This window comes from Geobacter pickeringii (genome assembly GCF_000817955.1).
Classification (GTDB): domain Bacteria; phylum Desulfobacterota; class Desulfuromonadia; order Geobacterales; family Geobacteraceae; genus Geobacter; species Geobacter pickeringii.
The window spans coordinates 2111672-2128639 of the sequence record NZ_CP009788.1 but is presented as its reverse complement, the minus strand read 5'-3'; the positions used below and the strand labels follow the sequence as shown (position 1 = coordinate 2128639).

Sequence of the window (16968 nt, the reverse complement as noted above, 5' to 3'; positions counted from 1 at the left end):
ATCTTGATAAAATCTTGATGCCATTTATCCTTGTCTTGACACTTTCTTGATATCCATCGCTTCATAATGGCCCCATTGCAGGATTACCCGAATTGAATAGGCAGCCGAGACTCGCCCGAAGGCAGGCGGGTGCGGGGGACCCGATCAGGTGGGGCGAATTCTTCACCGCTGTTTCGACACGGCGGCAGGAGATAGGGCACTTTCAAGCCCGAGCCCGTCAGCTAACCTCGTAGGCATATGAAAGGGCCGTGACAGCGGAGATAAGCCGTCGGTCGTGTGCCGGCGGCTTTTTTCGTCTTCCGGCTTACTGTCACAAGAGAGGATGTATGCCGTCAACAAGCCCATCGAATGACAACCGTCTGCTGCAACGGGTTTCCCACGCCATCTTCGGCGCCCCGAAGCAGATCAGGGACCCGCACCTCTTCCACAAGATGGCGCTTATCCCGATCCTCGCCTGGGTCGGCCTCGGCGCCGACGGCCTCTCGTCATCGGCCTACGGTCCCGAAGAGGCGTTCCGGGCTCTGGGGGAGCACACCTACCTGGCGGTCTTCCTCGGTCTGGCGACCGCCCTCACCGTCTTTATCATCTCGTACGCCTACTCCCGGATTATCGAGCACTTCCCCCACGGGGGGGGCGGCTACATCGTCGCCACCCACATGCTCGGCGAGAAGGCGGGGGTGGTCTCCGGAAGCGCCCTGCTGGTCGACTACATCCTGACTATCACCGTCTCTGTCGCCTCATGTGTGGATGCCGTTTTCAGCTATCTACCGACGTCGATACATCATTACAAGGTTCCGGTGGCCTGTCTGCTGCTGGTGGCGCTCATCATCCTCAACATCAGGGGGGTGAAGGAGTCCATCGCCCTTCTGGCGCCGATTTTTATCGTTTTCATCGCCACCCATCTGCTGATGCTGCTTTACGGCATCTTTGCACACACCGAGCGTTTTGTGCCTCTGGCCAGCGAAGTGCACAACAATTTCGGACGCGACCTCTCCACCATCGGTGGACTGGGAATCGTGATGCTTTTTTTACGGGCCTACTCACTGGGGGGGGGGACCTATACCGGTATCGAAGCGGTCTCCAACGGCATGCAGATCATGCGCGAGCCGCGCGTCCAGAGCGGCAAGCGGACCATGGTCTATCTGGCAACATCCCTGGCCTTTACCGCCGGCCTGCTCTTTCTCTGCTACTCCCTGGTCGGTGTCAGGCCGGTGGAAGGGAAAACCCTCAACGCGGTGCTGGCCGACGGTCTCTTCGCCCACTGGCCCTTGGGCAAGGCTCTGGCGTTCATCACCATCTTCTCCGAGGGGGCCCTGCTGCTGGTGGCCGTGCAGACCGGTTTTGTGGATGGCCCGCGGGTCATGGCCAACATGGCGGTGGATTCCTGGTTTCCCCACCGCTTCGCATCGCTCTCGGAACGGCTCACCATGCGTAACGGCATCGTCCTGATGGGTGTTTCCGCCATTGCGCTCCTGATCTACACCAAGGGTTCCGTTTCGGCGATGATTGTCATGTATTCCATCAACGTCTTTTTGACGTTTTCGTTGTCACAGCTGGGTATGTCAAAATTCTTCATCCAGCGTCGCCGGGAAGACCCCGAGTGGTTCCGCCACGTCTTCATCCACCTGGTGGGACTGCTGCTCTGCGTCACCATCCTCGTCATAACGGTCATCGAAAAATTCGTGGAAGGGGGGTGGATGACCGTGCTTATCACGTCGCTGGTGATCGGGTTCTGCTACCTGATCAAGAGCCACTACGTCACGGTGCGAAAGGGAATTGCCCAACTGGACGAAACGCTCCTCGACTTCCCCACCTCCGGACCGGTGAACACCGATCCCGTCAACCGCAACGAACCGACCGCCATCCAGCTCGTCTCCGGGTACAGCGGCTTCGGGGTCCACACCCTCCTCTCCATCGTCACCACCTTCCCGAAGACATACAAAAATCTCATTTTCGTCTCGGTGGCAGTGATCGACTCGGGGTCATTCAAGGGGGCCGAAGAGATGGCGGCACTGGAGGAGTCGGTACGAGAAAACCTGAAGAGGTATGTTGAGCTGGCCCGTCGGCTCGGCTTTGCCGCCGAGCACCGGATGGCCGTCGGGACCGACGTGGTGGAAGGGGCCACCACCATCTGCCGGGAATTGGGCCAGGAATTCCCCCGCTCCACGGTCTTTACCGGCCAGCTCACCTTCCGGCTGGAGAAGTTCTACCACAAGATGCTCCACAACGAGACCGCCTTCGCCATCCAGCGCCGCCTCCAGTGGGACGGGCTCACCACCGTCATTCTGCCAATCCGGGTAAGAGTCTGAAATGCCAACGTGAAAACTGCAAGGCACTTTCTCTGCCCGTTGTCTTCCGATGCGTGATGACCTTCGGGCACTCCGCACTGTTTGACAGCCGTCTGGGCAGGGCTTGAAATGGACCCGAATATGTGCAGAGTCACGTAGTAATGGCTGAAGTGCGGTCTGCGCAAAGCACGCCGCGTCTGGAGGTTGTCCATGAACCCGCTCATCCAAGCCATGGCTGGCCACGGCGACACGCTGCTGGCGGAACTCGAAGCAATTTACCGGGACTTTCACCAGCATCCGGAACTGTCAATGCAGGAGGTCCGCACCGCCACGTGTGCAGCCGACTACATCGAGGCGTTGGGTTACGAGGTGACACGTGGAGTGGGCGTTACCGGTGTCGTGGGGGTGCTGCGCAATGGCCAGGGTTCCACGGTGATGCTGCGCGCAGACATGGACGCGCTTCCCATGGCGGAAAACACCGATCTCCCCTACGCCAGCACCGTAAAGACCAAGGATGAGGATGGCCGCGAGGTGGACGTGGCCCACTCCTGTGGTCACGATTTCCACGTAACCTGGCTGCTGGGTGCAGCGCGCATTCTTGCCGAGCACCGCGACGTCTGGCATGGCACCGTCATGGTCGTGTTCCAGCCGGGAGAGGAGGTGGGACGTGGCGCCTCCAGCATGGTTGATGACTGGGGTGAGGGACGGTTTCCCAAGCCGGACATCATTCTCGGCCAGCACGTAATGGTGGGGCCGGCCGGTACGGTCAGCTACCGCCCGGGGGTCATCCTCTCAGCGGGAGATAGCCTGAAGGTCAGGCTGTTCGGCCGCGGTTCCCATGGCTCGCAACCGCAGACCGCCATCGACCCGGTGGTCATGGCAGCCGCCACGGTGCTGCGCCTGCAAACCATCGTCTCCCGGGAGATATCCCCCCTGGACAATGCCGTGCTGACCATCGGCTCACTTCAGGCGGGCACCAAGGAGAACATCATTCCCGACGAAGCCGTGATCAAGCTCAACATGCGCACCTACGACGAAGACGTGCGCGAGCAGATGTTGTCGTCGATCAGGCGGATTTGCTGCGCCGAATGCGATGCCTCCAATGCCGGGCGACCGCCCGAGTTTACCACTCTCAGCAGTTACCCGCTCACCGAAAACGATGATGCTTCCACCCGCCGGGTGGCGGCAGCCTTCAACGCGCAATTCGGCGACATGACTTACGAGGCGGCGCCCGCGTCGGCCAGCGAAGACTTCAGCATCTTCGGGCGGACCTGGCAGGTGCCGTATGTCTTCTGGTTCGTCGGCGGCACGGACGCGGAGGTATACGCGCAAGCGAAAAAAGAGAAGCAGATCAACAAGATCCCAAGTAATCACTCTCCCCGGTTCGCGCCGGTCATTCACCCGACGTTGGAAACAGGGTTGCAGGCCATGCTGACTGCCGCGTCGGTCTGGCTTTGCAGCGAACACGAAATCTGATGGAACATGCCGGCGTTGCATTGGTGGATCTGTTCGGTGTTTTTGCTATTACCTGTTTAACCATGTAATTTCCGGTCGTTTGGGAAAAAGGGCTCTCCGGCCAAAGGTCTCTGACCTGCCAAGGTCGGCCGTCAAATTTATTGCTTGACATGTAAAAGGTAAAACAGTACCGTTATACCAAAATATGAAATCGAGAAGATCTTTGTTAGGGACGGCGTATTGCTGAACCAGGGTGGGCAAAGGTTTCGGGGTTGGGGATAAGTAAAGATCGTGGAGGTTTCTATGAAAGTACTCGTGTGTATCAAGCAGGTTCCGGACATGGAGTCGAGGTTCAAGGCAAACAGCTCGGGAAACTGGTATGACGAAGCAGATCTGGCCTTCAGGATGAATGAGTACGACGAGTATGCCGTCGAGCAGGCCGTGCAGCTCAGGGAACAGCTGGGTGACGCCGCCGATGTGACCGTCCTCTCGATCGGCCCTGACAGGGTTGTAGAGGCGCTCAAAAAAGCCCTTGCCATGGGAGGGGACCGGGGCGTGCATGTCCAGGACCCGGCAGCGTCCATCAAGGACCCCTGGCAGATTGCGTCGATCATTGCCGCGTATGCCAAGGACAAGGGGTTCGACCTGATCTTCACCGGCATGCAGTCCCAGGACCGGGGCTCGGCCCAGGTGGGGGTGGCGGTTGCGGAACAGCTCGGCTATTCCTGTGCCACGACCCTGGTCGGCTTCTCCTTTGCCGACGGAGTCGTCACCGCCAAGCGGGAGCTTGAAGGGGGCCTCAAGGGCGTGGTGAAGCTCAAGACGCCGGCGCTGGTCACCTGCCAGCTGGGTCTCAACGTTCCCCGCTATCCGACCCTTCCCAATATCATGAAGGCGAAGAAGAAGGAGATCGCGGCCATTCCGGTGGTGGACGTCCTGAAGGAAGAGGCCCTGGCTGCCACGGCAAGCGTCTACCCTCCGGCCCGAAAAGGGGGGGGCATCGTTCTGGAAGGGGACCTGAACGAAATTGCAGGCAAGCTCCTCGGCATCCTCAAAGAAAAAACGGCAGTAGTGAGATAGGAGGCAATGGATGAAAGCGCTACTTGTATGCGAATACCGTGAAGGAAAGCTCCTCGAAACAAGCTACGAACTGGTTGCCTTTGCCGACAAACTGGGGGCCGAGAAGGCAATGGTTCTGGTCGGGAGCAAGGCCGAGGCTCCCAGGGTCAACGGCACGGTCTATCTGGCCGATGCCGGCAAATATGGCGAATACAATCCCGATGTCCACAAGAAGATCGTCCTGGCGGCGGTTGAGCGGGAAAATCCGGACTATATCGTCTTCGTCCATTCCTCCTATGGCTGGGACCTTGCGCCCCGCGTGGCCGCAAACCTGAAGGCGGCCCAGATTTCGGAGATCATTGACATCGTTGACGGCAAATTCGAATTGGGAGTCTGCAACGCCAAGCTCCGGCGCACCGTAACCCCCAAGTCGGGGAAAGCCGTTCTCACCATCCAGGCCGGGGCCTTCAGTGCTGCTGCCGCTTCCGGGGCTCCGCAGCTGGAGCGGATCGAGCCTGCCGATGGCGCTTCGGCGCTGGAATTTGTCGGCTATGAGCCGGCGGAGCAGAAGGATGTGGATCTTACCCGGGCCGAGATCATCGTCAGCGCCGGCCGCGGGGTGGGGAAGAAGGAAAACGTGCCGGTCATCGCCGCCCTTGCCAAGGCCATGGGGGGCGAGCTGGGAGCAAGCCGTCCGGTGGTGGACGCCGGGTGGGTCGAGCACAGCCACCAGGTGGGAACCACGGGACAGACGGTCAGTCCCAAACTCTATGTGGCGTGCGGCATCAGCGGTGCGATCCAGCACCTCGCCGGGATGAAGAAGTCCGATTTCATCGTGGCCATCAACAAGGACAAGGATGCCCCCATCGGCGAGGTGGCGGACGTGTTGGTGGTTGCCGATGTGCTGCAGTTTGCACCGGCCTTGACGGCACTGCTCCAGAAGTAGGCGTTGCCGGGTTTTTTAGGTCCATAAACAAGTAAAAAGGTACTAAGTTGCACGTATAAAATGCAACCGCACGATTCTTGCGCACTCTTTGCGAATAAATGGAACGAGGAGGAAGGACAATGAGCACTGCACCGCATCGCTGGACAATGACTGCCGTGGGGGAGCCCATGGTGAAGGCGGACTTTGACGCAACACCGCCGTCTGACAATGAAGTGGTGGTTGAGGTTGCCGGATGCGGGGTATGCCATACCGACCTGGGCTTCTATTACGATGGCGTGCGCGTCAACCATGGCCTGCCGTTGACCCTCGGCCACGAGATCAGCGGCAGGGTGGTCGCCGCGGGGAAGGGGGCGGAGGAGTGGCAAGGGAAAGCCGTGCTGATTCCGGCGGTCATTCCCTGCGGGGTCTGTGATCTCTGCCTTTCGGGGCACGGCACCATCTGCCGCTCGCAGCAGATGCCGGGCAACGACATCCAGGGGGGCTTCGCCACCCACATCAAGGTGCCCGCCCGGGGGCTCTGTCCCGTCGATGAAAAGAAACTTGCCGCGGCCGGCTTTGAACTGGCTGACATCTCCGTGGTCGCCGATGCCGTGACCACCCCCTACCAGGCTGTGGTCCAGGCGGAAGTTCAGAAGGGGGACCTGGCTATCGTCATCGGTATCGGCGGGGTAGGGAGCTATGCCGTGCAGGTCGCCAGCGCCTTCGGCGCCACGGTCGTTGCCATCGATGTGGACCAAGCAAAGCTGGACACCATGGCCCAGTATGGCGCCGCGCTCACCATCAATGCCCGGCAGGTGCAGGGGAAAGATCTGAAGAAAGCCATCCAGACTTTCGTCAAGGAAAAAGGATTGCCGCAAACCTGCTGGAAGATCTTCGAATGCTCCGGGACGGTCCCCGGCCAGGATACCGCATTCGGCCTGCTGACCTTCGGCGCCACCCTGTCGGTGGTGGGCTTCACCATGGACAAGATCGAACTGCGCCTCTCCAACCTCATGGCCTTCCATGCCCGGGCCCTGGGGAACTGGGGCTGCCTGACCGAGCTCTATCCGGCGGCGCTGGACCTGGTTCTCGACAAGAAGATCGCCCTGGCACCGTTCATCGAGAAGCACCCCCTGGAGAAGATCAACGAGATCTTTGAAGCGGCCCATGCCCACAAACTGACCCGGCGGGCCATCCTGGTTCCCGGCAAGTAATTAATCCTTATTTCTGGAGGAATTGACAACCATGAGCGAGAGCCCTCTCAAAGTATGGCTTGAAAAGGACGGCACGCTGCTTCGTCTGCGGCTGGCCCGTCCGAAAGCGAATATCGTGGATGCCGCCATGATCGCGGCGCTGCAGGCGGCACTCACGGAGCATCTCCCCAGTGCAAAACTGCGGGCCGTGCTGCTGGATGCGGAAGGCTCCCACTTCAGCTTCGGCGCCAGCGTTGAAGAGCACATGCCCGAATCCTGCGCCGCCATGCTGCAATCCCTGCATGCCTTGGTCATTCAGATGCTGGAATGCCCGGTGCCTCTGCTGGTTGCGGTGCGCGGCCAGTGCCTCGGCGGCGGCCTGGAAGTGGTGGCAGCGGGCAATCTGATTTTCGCCGCGCCGGGTGCGATGCTGGGGCAGCCGGAGATCAAGATCGGCGTCTTCGCCCCGGCGGCCTCCTGCCTGCTGCCGGAGCGGATCGGCAAGACCGCTTCCGAGGATCTCCTCTTCTCGGGGCGCAGCATCACGGCGGAAGAAGGCTTCCGCCTCGGTCTGGTCACCGCGGTGGCTGAAGATCCGGAGCAGGCGGCGGTCGCCTACTTCGACGAGCACCTTGCGGGGCTCAGCGCCAGTTCCCTCCGGTTTGCCGTGCGCGCGGCGCGGATCGGCGTCCTGGAGCGGACCAAGGCGAAGATAGCCGCGGTGGAAAAGCTGTACCTGGAAGAGCTGATGGCAACCCACGACGCCGTGGAAGGGCTCAATGCCTTCCTCGGCAAACGGCCCGCAGCCTGGCAGGATCGCTAACCGTATAAACGGCAGGGGCGGCGCTTGCTCCGCGCAATCGGGGCGCGCCAAGCAGCGCCCCCACACATGGAAGTCGAGACAACGCAAAGGTAGGGACGTACCACGCAGCAACTCCTTTTACTGGTGATTCAAGGGGCAGGACTCCACGTCTGCCCTGATTTTTTCACAGACGATCCCATCCGCCGACAATCGGTGAATGGGATTTATTAGTACCGTTTGTCGTTTGTAAAGCGACGTTATTTTGCGGTGTCTCTGATAGAGAAAGGAGCCTCACATGGGAGCTTTCAGGTATCTCGCCCTGGTGGCCATGCTTACCGTCACTGCCTGCGCCGGTCCCCGGACCGCCGCCGGACCGCAGGAGGAGTATGTGGAGATAGACAACCCGGCATACACCATGTCCCCCACAGCCTCCCCCACCATCTGGGTGCCCCGGCGGTACGTGGAGAGCGGTGTTCCCCGGGGGAGCCAGTTGCTGAAGAAGGGGTACGAGGAGGTGGTCGGAAAGGGGACGCCCGCTCCGGTCTCACCGCGAGAAGGTCTACATCAACGCCGGGAGGGAGAAGTCGCCAGGAAGTCAGATCTGGCGGGTATCGACTAACGAAAGGGGGACCACGGAGAAAGAGAGCCTCGAACGTTTCATGCCGGCAACGGATCAGGAAGATCTATCGCTCACTGTTTATTGTGTGGAGGAGAACATGAAGAAAAAGGTACTCACGGCGGGTTTCTCGGTTTTGCTGCTGGCCGCTCCGGCTCTGGCCGAGGAGGTCCCCCAGGCCACCGCGCCGGTCTATAACTGTGATTTTCAGCCAAACTGTGAAGTGGCCCCCGGCATCTACGGCAAGATGGCCTCGCCGGTCTACAGCAAATTCAACCTAACCATAGGTGGTTACGTCAAGCTCGATTACGCCTACAACTCGGTCAACCTGGGGTCCAACGGCGCACTGGGTACGCTCCAACGGGGCATTCCCAAGAGCAGTTCCCCTGCCGGCCAGGAGGATCAGTCCATCTTCACCGCCCGCCAGTCCCGGCTCTGGCTGAAGGTTGCCGGCCCCACCTTCCTCGGCGCCAAGACCAATGCCATCGTCGAAACCGACTTCTATGGCGGAGGCGGCGCTTCCAACGAGACCGCCACCATGCGGCTCCGCCTCGCCAACGCTTCGCTGGACTGGGCCAATACCCAACTGGTGCTGGGGCAGGCCTACGACATCTTCGGTCCGGCAACGGCCTCAACCGTCGATTTCGGGCAGGCGGCCATGACCGGAGCCCCGAACAATCCGCGGGTCCCGCAGGTTAGGGTCACCCACCGGCTGAACCTGAACGACAGCAACGCCCTGCGGCTGATCTTGGGCGTCCAGAATCCGGTTCAGGATTCCAACCTCCAGGGTGCAAGCGGCGATTCCTGGGGGGCGAAGGTCAACGTGGCAGGCCAGGCAATGCTTGTCAGCAAAGTCCTGGGGGTCGCGCCGGGCTACTACGGCATGTCCATGAATTCGCTGATCGCGGGGGTGTTCGGTCTCTACGGCAACCAGGACGTGGCCGGGAACAGCAAATCGGTGGATAGCTGGGGTTACGGCTTCTATACCTTCGTGCCGCTCCTGGCGTCAAAGGATGGCAAAAACAGGGCCATGACCGCTTCCTTCGAGGGACAGGTCTACATGGCGGCCAACATGTATGCCATCGGCGCCACAGCAGCAAGCGTGGTCGGCCCGGCCGGCGGCAAGACGGCCGCCAAGGGTTATGGCATCTATGGTCAGCTCATTTTCTATCCGAACCAGGATCTGGGAATCACCGCCGGCTATGGTCGGAGGAATGCCTATGACTATGCGAGCTACAGCGGAATCTCCAACTTCGAGAAATCCAACTCGGCCATCTATGCCAACGTCACCTACGATCTGAACGCCGCGGTCCGGTTCGCCGCCGAATACCAGAATATCAATACCCGGTACGGCAACGTCACCAACGGCACCGGCATCCTTGCGGGACTGGCGGATTCCGGCACCGCGAACATCGGACGCTTCGCTGCCTATTATTTCTTCTGATAAATGGTAAAACGGTACTATAATATTTGAATTTTTGCAAAAGTTGTAATTAGTCCCTCCCCCTTGCGGGGGGGGGGGAGACTATTGCAAGAGCCTCATTGGTACGCTGCCTGTTTGGTTGAGAGAGATCGGAAGAAGGGGGGAAAACACAATGGTCCATGAAATGCGAGACAGTGGCTTGCGAATCGATTTTCACGTTCACTGTGGGGAGTACACCAGTCACAAACCCTGGGTGACGGAGTGGATACGGCAGTCCCATCCCGACCCCGCGGAATATGAAGTGTACATCGAGCGTTACCGCGACCCCGGCGCCTTCGAGGAGTTGCTGGCTGCCGAAGGGGTCGATTACGCCTGCATCCTGGCGGAATTGTGCCCGGTCACCACCGGCATCTGCACCAACGAGCAGGTGGAGGCTTTCTGCAAGGGGAGAACGAGGCTGATTCCCTTCTGCAGCATCAATCCCCATCTCTCCACCGACCTGGGGAGCGAACTCCGCCGTCTGGTGGAAACGGCAGGGTTTCGCGGCCTTAAGCTCTATCCCTCCTACCAGCATTTCTACCTCAATGAGCCGAGGATCTACCCCCTCTATCAGGCTGCCCAGGAACTGGGGATTCCGGTGCTCATCCACACCGGCTCGTCGGTCTTCAAGGGGTCTCGGATCAAGTACGGCGATCCGCTCCATCTGGATGACGTGGCCAACGATTTTCCTTCATTGAACCTGGTCATGGCCCATTCGGGGCGGGGATTCTGGTACGACCGGGCCTTTTTCCTGTCTAAACTCCACCCTAATCTCTACATGGAGATTTCCGGACTCCCCCCCTCGAAGCTGATGACCTATTTCCCGGAACTTGCGCGCAACACGGACAAGGTCATCTTCGGCAGCGACTGGCCCGGAATGAGTGCAATCCGGGGGAACATGGACGCCATCGCCCGGCTCCCGCTGCCGGCGGAGGGGGTGAAAAAGATACTGGGGGGGAATGCCGCAAGACTGCTGAATCTCTGACCTGATTTCCATCGGGGCGGCCATGAAACGGCGATACAGCGAAACAAATATTCGCACATTCAAACTCCTGATCGTGCTGCTCCTGGTGGTCGCCTCCGCCCTCGGAGCTTTCCTCTGGATCAGGCACACGACGAACGCCGTTCGCGCCGAGGCGCGGGAGCGCTTCTTCGAGCAGTACAACCGGCAACAGTCCCTCATGGCCGAACTGGCTTCCCACACCCTGGAGGAGATGTTTGCCACGTTCCATCGCAACCTCGATCTGGTGGTGACGCTCTTTGAAGGGAAGGAGGTCACCCGCCAGCGCGCCGAAGAGGTCGGGGACCGTCTGAAAAAGATCTACGGCTCCCTCGCCTCGACTCCTGTCGTAGATCTTGTGGTCTTTGACAGCAGCGGAACCGCCATCGCCATAGAGCCGGCCGATCCCTACACGGTCGGGCGGAGCTATGCCTGGCGCGACTATATCAAGTGGGCCCGGGAAAAGGGGAAGCCGGGGGAGATGTATCTTTCCCCCTTCACCCGCATGGAGGGGGGGAAGCGTCGGGGGTACAAGGCGCTGATCGTTGCGGAAGGGATATACGGCCCCCGTGGGGAATTCCTCGGGGTGGCCAGTTGTGTCCTCGATTTCGAGAAGCTGGCGAGCAAGCACATCCTTCCGATCCGGGTCGGCAGGCACGGCCGCGCCTGGCTTGCCGACATCAGCAGCAGGACCATGCTCGTTGCGCCGAGCGGCAGGCTTGCGGGACGCAGTTTCTCAGAGGCGTTTCTTCCCCGGTGGCTGCGCCTTCATGCGCTTCTCGTCTCCATTGAAGACGGAAAACCGGGGAGCGGCTGGTACGACTACCTGGATGCGGAGATCCCCGACCAGCCGGTGCGGAAGCTGGGGAGCTACTATCCGTTCCGCATCGAGAACCGCCTCTGGGCCCTGGGGATTTCCACCCCCGAGCGGGAGGTGGACGAGCTGCTGTCCACGTTCATGCACCGGCAGGAGGCCTTCGCCACCACCCTCCTGGTAACGGTGCTGGCGGGGGCAACCCTCTTGATGGGGATTCTCATGAACTGGAACCGGATTCTCACCGCCGAGGTCAACCATCACACAAGGGCCCTCAGCGAGGCCCATTCCCGGCTCGAATCCACCTTCGACGAGCTGCTGGTGGCCAAGAAGGTGGCCGCGGTGGGACACCTGGCCCTGGGGCTGGCCCATGAGATCCGCAACCCCCTCTCGGCCATCCAGATGAACATGCAGATGATCCGGAAAAAAATCGCCCCGGCCGGCACGCTCCGGGAGAACTTCTCCATCGTGGAGGAGGAAATCCGGCGTCTCAACCGCCTGCTGAACGATGTGCTGGATTTTGCCCGTACCCGCCCGTTGCGCCTTCAGACAGCGGAAGTGGGTGACATTGTGAACCGCCTGATGCAGCTCATGGCGCAGCGAATCGAAGAGGAACAGGTCCAGGTCGAGGTCCGTATCGCCTCGCCCCTGACCCTCGTCTGCGACCCCGAGCAGATTCATCAGGTGCTGCTGAATCTTCTGCTCAATGCCTGTGAAGCCATGAACGGGACCCCGGCCGGCGAGCGGCTCCTTACCATAACCGGCCAGGGGAGGGACGGGATGGCGCTGCTCACGGTGAGCGACACCGGCGGCGGGATTCCCCCGGACAAGCTGGATCAGCTCTTCGAGCCGTTTTTCACCACCAAGGCGTCCGGGGGCGGATTGGGACTGTCGATCCTCCAGACGATCGTCCTGCGCCACGGCGGATCGGTCTCCGTGGAGAGCGAGCCCGGCCGGGGCGCCACCTTCACTGTGGCCCTTCCCCTCGGGGGACCCGGCGATAAAGGAGAAGGCCGGCCATGAGAACCATACTGATCGCCGATGACGACCGGGCCATCCGTCGGACCCTGGAGCTGCACCTTGTCGAATCGGGCCATGACGTTCTTGCCGCCGCCGGCGGCCCCGAGGCGGTGGATCTGGCCCTTTCCCGTGAGGTGGACCTGATGCTCCTCGATCTGCGGCTGTCCGGCATGGACGGTTTCGAGGTGCTCACCCGGATCAAGGAGCGGAAACCCTCCCTGCCGATCATCATGATTACGGCTTTCGATGACATGCAGACCGCCATCGAGGCGATCCGCCTCGGCGCCATCGACCACCTGGGGAAGCCCCTCGATCTCGACCATCTCGACGAGGTCATCGAGAAGATCTTCGAGATGAGTGACATCTCCCAGACGGGGGTCGCCTTCAATGACTCTCCCGAGCCCTCCTTCGAGCCGAACATCATGGTGGGGCGCAGCCGAGCCATGAAGGAGATCTACAAGACCATCGGCGCCGTGGCCGACTCCCGGGCCACCGTCCTCATCAACGGCGAGAGCGGCACCGGCAAGGAGATGGTGGCCCGGGCCCTCCATTTCAACAGCCGGTTCCGCAACCGCCCCTTCATCGCCGTGGCCTGCTCCGCCCTGGCCCCGACCCTCCTGGAAAGCGAGCTGTTCGGACACGAAAAGGGGGCCTTCACCGGCGCCTACCGGGTCAAGCCCGGCAAGTTCGAGCTGGCCGAGGGGGGGACCCTCTTCCTCGACGAGATCTCCGAGACGAGCCCCGAAATCCAGGTGAAGCTCCTGCGCTTTCTCCAGGAGCGGGAATTCGAGCGGGTCGGCGGCGTCGAGACCATCAAGGCCGACGTGCGGGTCATTGCCGCCTCCAATAAGAGCCTCCCCGCGCTGGTGGCCAGCGGCGAGTTCCGTCAGGACCTCTATTACCGCCTCAAGGTGGTCAGCATCGACCTGCCGCCGCTGCGGGAGCGCAAGGACGACCTCCGCCTCCTCGTGAGGTTCCTGCTCGAAAAGATGCGCCACGAAATGGGCAAGGCCGTGGAAATCGTCCCCCGGGAGACCATGGATCTTCTCTTGGACCATTCCTGGCCCGGCAACGTGCGAGAGCTGGAAAACACCCTGCGCCGGGCGGTCCTCCTCTCGCCCGGCAATGTCCTCCTTCCCGAAGCGCTGCAACTGGAGGGAAGTGCCGGCGGCGCCCGCATGCCCCTGATAATCAAGTCTCTGGAAGAGGTGGAGCGGGAGCATATCGAAAACATCCTCTCCTTCACCGGGTATGAAAAGAAGCGGGCCACGGCGATCCTCGGCGTCTCGCGTCCCACCCTCGACAGGCGCATCCGGGAGTACGGTCTGGATGTCTTGTCCAGACCCTGACCTCCTCTCCCCCTGTTGCCCTCAGACCCCTCTTCTGAAGAACCCCACCCAATCATATTTTTACACGCCTGCTCAGAACGTTACACGGTGAAGCCCGAGCAGGTCTAATTTCAAAACAGTGTATCTACTCAAAAGTGGGGGTGTATAAAAAATAAATACACAAATACGGAAAGTTGCAATTTTATGCGAGTCGAGGACTGATCTTTTTGGGCTTTTGGATGCGGTATTGCAAAACATTATTTAATTCAGGCAATCCGGCACTGTTCGCCAGCGGGGCGAATATCCCGAACTCCCATTAAGACTGAAACAGCAAGGAGGTAAGCATGAGAAAGGTCGATGTCCACAAGTTGATCGACGAGGCCCAGTTCAACCGGTTTCACCTGCAGGTCTTGTTCTGGAGTGCGCTGGTCATAATCTTCGACGGTTATGATCTGGTGATCTACGGCGTGGTACTGCCGGTGCTGATGAAGACGTGGAACCTGACGCCGCTGCAGGCGGGCTCGCTCGGCAGCTATGCCCTGTTCGGCATGATGGTGGGGGCAATGACCTTCGGCCCGGCGGCCGACCGCTTCGGGCGCAAATGGATGATCGCCATCTGTCTGGTGCTCTTCAGCGGCATGACCTTCCTCAATGCCTTCGCCACTAATCCCTTGGAATTCGGTATCTGCCGCTTCCTGGCCGGCCTGGGGATCGGCGGAGTCATGCCGAACGTGGTGGCGCTCATGACCGAGTATTCACCGAAAAAGATGCGGAGCACCCTGGTCGGCATCATGTTCAGCGGCTATTCCGTCGGCGGCATGCTGTCGGCCGGCCTCGGCATGTACCTGATTCCGAAGTTCGGCTGGTCATCGGTCTTCTTCGTGGCCGGCATACCGCTCCTGCTGCTGCCGGCGATTCTCTACTTCCTCCCTGAATCCATCGGTTTCCTGCTCCGTTCCGGACGCGACGAAAAGGCCGCTGCCGCCCTCGCCAAAGTGGAGCCGACCTTCAGGCCCCAGGTGGATGACCAGTACCACATGCCGAACGGCAAGGGCAGGCACGTTCCGCTGGTGTCGCTCTTTACCGAAGGGCGGGCGCTGAGCACGGTGATGTTCTGGGTCTGCTTCTTCATGTGCCTCCTCATGGTCTACGCCCTCGGTTCCTGGCTGCCCAAGCTCATGACCAAGGCCGGTTACGGACTCGGTTCCAGCCTCGCGTTCCTCATGGTTCTGAACCTGGGCGCCATCTTTGGCGCGGTCGGCGGCTCCTGGATGGGAGACCGTCTCCATCTGAAGCGCGTGCTGATAGTGTTCTTCGTCATCGCAGCCGTTTCCATCAGTCTCCTGGGCGTCAAGAATCCCACCCCTGTCCTCTATCTGCTGGTGGCGGTGGCGGGTGCGACCACCATCGGCACGCAAATCCTCCTCTACGCCTTTGTGGCCCAGTTCTACCCCCTGGCAATCCGTTCCACCGGCATCGGCTGGGCGTCCGGCGTAGGGCGCAGCGGGGCCATCGCCGGCCCGATCCTGGGGGGGGCTCTCCAGGCCATGAATCTGCCACTGTCCTCCAACTTCCTCGCCTTCGCGATTCCCGGCGCCGTTGCCGCCCTGGCCATGATCATGGTTTCACGCAGCGCCGAGCATGCGCCCACCGAGGAGGAGAATCTCCCCTTTGCCGCCGAGACGGGGAGTATGGCTGTCGATTGAGTTTGATACGTATTGTCTGATTCGATGATAGTGCAACGCCGGGAGCGATCGTTTGCTCCCGGCGTTTCGTTTTGCGGATGGGTTTTGCCGGAAAGTGGGGCGTGTTACATTCGCTGACGCGCCCCTTTCAGGGCAGTTTCCAGGGTGATCGTGTCCAGAACCGCCTTGGTGAGCTCATTGATCTCGCTGGAGATGCTCTTCAGTTCCTCCAGAATGGGAACATCACTCTTGCTTGCGTTGGGGACATCGAGCTCGGATTCCAGATTTTCGAACATCTGGATGACGTCCAGAAGCGTCGTCCGCTGGACGTTTCCCGAAAACCGGTACCCACCGCCGACGCCGCGCACCGCCTGTACCAGTCCTTCGTGAACCAGGTCGCGCATGATTTTTGCGAGATGGTGGGGAGAAACGTCGTATTTGGATGCGATCTCCCCGGTCGACAACTGCCGCTCCGGGTCGCTGGCCAGTTCGAGTACGGCAAACAAGGCAAACAGGCTGGCTTTATTGAGTCTCATGGGATCCCCTCTCCAGGGTGAAGCTGAATAGACTACTGACCATGTTCTTGGAATCGTTGAGGGTTACAGGTACCCTGCCGGTTAGTCGAGCGATTTTTCCAGCTCGATATACCTGCCTGTCCGTAAGCCCATGCTGCGAAAGAACGACAAGGTCAATTTGTTATCGCGGTCGACCATGGTGCGCACTGTCGTGACACCAGCCTCCTTCAGGCGGGCGGAAATTTCGTCGAACATGCGCCGGCCGATCCCCCCCTCCCGGGCATTCGGCGAAACGGCGATGGCAAACACCCACCCGCAGGGTGGCGAGCCGAACTCCCAGGCACGAACCTCGCCGGCAATGAATCCGACAATCTTCCCCTTCGCTTCAGCCACAAGGAAGACCCGATCGCTTTTGCCGCTGGTCACAAAACGGTCGAAAATTTCCCGCCAGTAATCAGCCTTTTCTGCCTTCGAAGTGACGGTGTCCAATGCGATTATACCGTTGAGATCGCCTGGCTTTGCATTGCGGATTGATAATTGATTGCTCATTCGTGACCTTGCCGGCACTCGCATCGGTTGTCCCGGGTCAACGCTCTTTCTGTAGCCCGGGGTTGTGCGAAATTGCCCCCAAAATATTTTCCGTGCCTTGCTCTTCTTGGTAAAAGTGGTACCATAATACCGTAATAGAAGGGGTGATTCAAGAGGATTTCTCTCCATTATGTTCAGCCTTTGATTTTTACTTGATATCTGGAGATGTAACTGCCTGAAAATATGGCATTGATTGTCATGATACGTTATTTGCAGAT

At 60.2% G+C, this 16968-nt stretch carries 14 protein-coding genes and 1 riboswitch; of the genes, 12 read left to right on the top strand and 2 right to left on the bottom strand.

The window, feature by feature from the left end:
• Positions 1–92 precede the first annotated feature (92 nt).
• Positions 93–251, top strand: a riboswitch (cyclic di-AMP (ydaO/yuaA leader).
• A 75-nt stretch (positions 252–326) separates the two neighbouring features.
• The 12 genes from GPICK_RS09540 to GPICK_RS09485 all read left to right on the top strand — a co-directional run bounded on the left by GPICK_RS09540 (position 327) and on the right by GPICK_RS09485 (position 15668).
• Positions 327–2309: an APC family permease gene (locus tag GPICK_RS09540; protein WP_039742601.1), complete on the top strand. Its 1983-nt coding sequence runs from the start codon at positions 327–329 to the stop codon at positions 2307–2309.
• Between the two features lie 189 nt (positions 2310–2498).
• Entirely contained in the window at positions 2499–3764 is a 1266-nt protein-coding gene (locus tag GPICK_RS09535) for an amidohydrolase (RefSeq protein ID WP_039742599.1), read from the top strand.
• A 282-nt stretch (positions 3765–4046) separates the two neighbouring features.
• Positions 4047–4823 carry an electron transfer flavoprotein subunit beta/FixA family protein gene (locus tag GPICK_RS09530; RefSeq protein WP_039742596.1) on the top strand — a complete coding sequence of 259 codons (777 nt, stop codon included), beginning with the start codon at positions 4047–4049 and terminating at the stop codon, positions 4821–4823.
• A 10-nt stretch (positions 4824–4833) separates the two neighbouring features.
• The gene (locus tag GPICK_RS09525; RefSeq protein ID WP_039742595.1) at positions 4834–5748 is read left to right on the top strand and encodes an electron transfer flavoprotein subunit alpha/FixB family protein; all 915 of its coding nucleotides are present in this window, start codon (positions 4834–4836) and stop codon (positions 5746–5748) included.
• A 119-nt stretch (positions 5749–5867) separates the two neighbouring features.
• Complete coding sequence (gene had, locus GPICK_RS09520; RefSeq protein WP_039742593.1) at positions 5868–6941, top strand: 6-hydroxycyclohex-1-ene-1-carbonyl-CoA dehydrogenase; 1074 nt, start codon at positions 5868–5870, stop codon at positions 6939–6941.
• A 31-nt stretch (positions 6942–6972) separates the two neighbouring features.
• Positions 6973–7743 (top strand): cyclohexa-1,5-dienecarbonyl-CoA hydratase, encoded by a 771-nt coding sequence (locus tag GPICK_RS09515; protein ID WP_039742592.1) that lies wholly within the window; start codon positions 6973–6975, stop codon positions 7741–7743.
• Between the two features lie 274 nt (positions 7744–8017).
• Positions 8018–8341 (top strand): hypothetical protein, encoded by a 324-nt coding sequence (locus tag GPICK_RS09510; RefSeq protein ID WP_052263386.1) that lies wholly within the window; start codon positions 8018–8020, stop codon positions 8339–8341.
• Positions 8342–8438: 97 nt separating this feature from the next.
• Complete coding sequence (locus tag GPICK_RS09505) at positions 8439–9782, top strand: hypothetical protein (protein WP_039742590.1); 1344 nt, start codon at positions 8439–8441, stop codon at positions 9780–9782.
• 151 nt (positions 9783–9933) lie between these two features.
• On the top strand, positions 9934–10785 hold the full coding sequence (locus GPICK_RS09500) for an amidohydrolase family protein (protein ID WP_039742588.1): 852 nt from the start codon (positions 9934–9936) through the stop codon (positions 10783–10785).
• 22 nt (positions 10786–10807) lie between these two features.
• On the top strand, positions 10808–12637 hold the full coding sequence (locus tag GPICK_RS09495) for a sensor histidine kinase (RefSeq protein WP_039742586.1): 1830 nt from the start codon (positions 10808–10810) through the stop codon (positions 12635–12637).
• Positions 12634–13983, top strand: a complete 1350-nt coding sequence (locus tag GPICK_RS09490; RefSeq protein ID WP_039742584.1) for a sigma-54-dependent transcriptional regulator — start codon at positions 12634–12636, stop codon at positions 13981–13983. The genes GPICK_RS09495 and GPICK_RS09490 overlap by 4 nt, the downstream gene beginning before the upstream one ends.
• 323 nt (positions 13984–14306) lie before the next feature.
• A complete protein-coding gene (locus GPICK_RS09485; protein ID WP_039742582.1) occupies positions 14307–15668 on the top strand; it encodes an MFS transporter in 1362 nt (453 codons plus the stop codon).
• A gap of 104 nt (positions 15669–15772) precedes the next feature.
• Here the strand turns inward: GPICK_RS09485 and GPICK_RS09480 are convergent, their stop codons facing one another.
• Together GPICK_RS09480 and GPICK_RS09475 are read right to left on the bottom strand one after the other, a co-directional pair.
• Positions 15773–16183 (bottom strand): RrF2 family transcriptional regulator, encoded by a 411-nt coding sequence (locus GPICK_RS09480; protein WP_039742580.1) that lies wholly within the window; start codon positions 16181–16183, stop codon positions 15773–15775.
• An 81-nt stretch (positions 16184–16264) separates the two neighbouring features.
• Positions 16265–16711 (bottom strand): GNAT family N-acetyltransferase, encoded by a 447-nt coding sequence (locus GPICK_RS09475; protein WP_039742578.1) that lies wholly within the window; start codon positions 16709–16711, stop codon positions 16265–16267.
• Between the last annotated feature and the right edge of the window lie 257 nt (positions 16712–16968).